Genomic DNA, 2,731 nt, shown 5'->3' with positions numbered 1-2,731 from the left:
AACGTAGACTATCTTTTTAAAATTCATATACTTTCCCTCCATCCCTTCTATGTCAAAGGGGCTGTATTTTGAAACAAATATCAATTAAGCGTAATCGCTCTGTGTTATTGGCTTTGAAATAAAAGCAAGGTACATCCAACGGCTGTTTACGATCAGCAATAAAATACTAATTCCTATTGCTATAAATAGCTGTACTCCTATCGAATAGATCGCACCAATAATTACAAATGCAATGATTAAAAAGAATATACTAATTGCACCTAAAACACATGCAACAGCCATAATATATTTCATAAAAGAAATACCGACGGAATATAAAAGTAAGGGTACTAGATAGCAAATTAATAAGAATGCTAAACCTAGCCACATGCCCGTTGTTCCAAACTTATTTGAGTTTTCACCAATATCAGCCATTGGAGATAAAGAAGTCACGACTAAGAGGATACTGAATAAAATTGCTGAAAAAATTGTACATATAATTAACTTCCTTTTATTGTTTTTCACGAACTCACCACCTTTTTTATGACCTTTCCTAAATTATAGTAAATGGTAGAGTGAACTAAAATAGACCTAAGACTTTTGTTTACTAAGCCTTAGGTCTGATTATTTATCCATGATTGTTTTTTTGAAATTCTTCTGCCAATAATTGCGTCTGGTCATTTAACAGCTCTGTATATAAGGTAAATTCATCTTTATTTTTTACTTGTACAAAAATGGGTTCCCCAAATATGATGGTAGCTTTTTTCATTTGCTTTAATTCCTTTAAAGTACGAGGTCCCTCATAATAAGCTGGAATAATTGGAGTTTTGGATAGGTTTGCAATTGTGACTGCCCCTCTTTTTAATGGAGCTCCATCAGAATTGCGTGTTCCACTTGGGAAAATCCCAACTACTTCCTTGCTTTTTAATAATTTAACTGGAATTTTAATAGTACTCGGGGAAGGATTGTCGCGATCTACTGGAAACGCATTGATTTTACGTAACAGAAAACCGATAATTCTATTATTGAATAGCTCTTTTTTTGCCATAAAATGAATTGGTCTAGGAACTGCAATTCCTAATATAACTATTTCTAGCCACCCTCTATGAGTGCATGTGACAATAAACCCCTCTTCTTTTGGCAACCGATCCTGGTGCAATACCTCTACTTTACCAAAAGATCTTACAATAATTTTAGCAATACCTAATACAAACTTATACATATTAACCACCTTGTCATCTACGATTAGTACCTAGTGCTAATTGTAGATGAGTATATGAAAAAATACTAGACATTTTTATATTTAATAGAAGAATATTTGCTTACTATATGGTCAGACACTAGGAAAATTCACTCTTGATATATCAATGACAGGAGCAGTCTTATACACTAGTTATTGATCGGTATACCATTTAGGTATTAAAAGCTGGAAATTATTAAATTGGTCTAACGTAAATCGGGTAAATGCTTGGAACTTTTCTTTTTGTTTGATTGCAACTTGATGTCCCCATACTTCCGCTGAAATAAGGTGTACTGCAGCATAGAATCGGTGTAACTCCCAAAAGCTAGCAGGTATCTCTCCTTGCTTATGATAACCGTCTATTACTCCCTTTGAATAGTATTTACTAACCTGTACATTAAAGTACTCGAGCTTGTAAAATTCATTAATCGGGTCCGCATATCTAATTTTTTGCATATCGATTAAACCACTAAACTTGTCATCATCGATTAAAATATTACCAGTATGAAAGTCATAATGCTGAATACAGCTTGGTCTTCCTTTTAATAGGTAAGTTTGACTGTCTATAAAAGGAAGTATGCAGTTATAATCAGGATTTGCCTCTATTATGGGTAGAAATTGAGGTGTTAATTTTGTAATACGCTTTGTGCATACTTCCTCCCAACAAGTAATATTAGGTGGAGCTGCGATGCTATGCATGTTTCGGAGTGTTTCTCCAACCTGTACACCAACTTGATATTGAATCTTGTCAGATAATGTAGGAAGTTTCGTTTCTCCATTTTCTCCCTTTATGTAATCTAAAATTACGTAATTTCTATCCCCTAAAACCCCAACCTCATAGACATATGGGATATGGTGATCTAATTTATGTACTTTATTTGTGAGCTCCGCCTGATTTTTTAATAGTTGAAGATCCGTATTCCTAGATAAACGGAGTAAATATTTTTGATCTACACACCATTTCTCATCCTCTGAATAACCTTCCTGTATGAGCTGGTACGACGAGTAGTTTTGGAGAAATTGTATATTGTGAAACTCCATAGTTATCACTCTTCCTAAAATTTAGTGTAAATAGCAAAGACACTAACCAAAGCTAGTGTCTCTATAATGTATATTTAATGAATATGTAAGCTTCCTATTCAATAAACTCCAGTTTTTCCGGTGGAACCGTCCTAAAAATTAGGATTTCTGCATTTTCATATGGCTTATTTGCTAAATAATCCTCGATAGTGATTATGCTTTCCCAGTATTGTTTTACTAGTTCTTCCTTAGAAGGGAGTCCCTTAGTAAAATAACCTCCCCCTGTTTCTTCTTTCATATAATCGTCCTCTATGTAAGCAAACAAATCACTTGAGATTTCTCTATTAAAAATGAGGATTTTGTTAGTGAAAATAGAAAACTTGAAATAAGGCTTGGAAGGTTCCGTAAATTCTGCTCCTATTGCTTGACCAAAATCAATCCATGTCGGTGCACTTAGTGGTCTATACTTTTCTGTTACTTTAGAAAATAATC

Annotated in this window: 4 protein-coding genes; all 4 read right to left on the bottom strand. The window is 33.8% G+C overall.

Annotated features, from left to right (window positions below):
* Window positions 1-84: 84 nt before the first annotated feature.
* Window positions 85-504 carry a DUF5391 family protein gene (locus AC06OU_RS00085; protein ID WP_475853285.1) on the bottom strand — a complete coding sequence of 140 codons (420 nt, stop codon included), beginning with the start codon at window positions 502-504 and terminating at the stop codon, window positions 85-87.
* A gap of 103 nt (window positions 505-607) precedes the next feature.
* The gene (locus tag AC06OU_RS00080; RefSeq protein ID WP_475853284.1) at window positions 608-1,201 is read right to left on the bottom strand and encodes a lysophospholipid acyltransferase family protein; all 594 of its coding nucleotides are present in this window, start codon (window positions 1,199-1,201) and stop codon (window positions 608-610) included.
* 171 nt (window positions 1,202-1,372) lie between these two features.
* A complete protein-coding gene (locus AC06OU_RS00075) occupies window positions 1,373-2,260 on the bottom strand; it encodes an aminoglycoside phosphotransferase family protein (RefSeq protein WP_475853283.1) in 888 nt (295 codons plus the stop codon).
* A 94-nt stretch (window positions 2,261-2,354) separates the two neighbouring features.
* A partial coding sequence (locus AC06OU_RS00070) for a hypothetical protein (RefSeq protein WP_475853282.1) occupies window positions 2,355-2,731 on the bottom strand: 377 nt, incomplete at its 5' end.

This window comes from Psychrobacillus sp., assembly GCF_056205495.1.
This window is presented reverse-complemented; position numbering and strand designations above follow the sequence as displayed.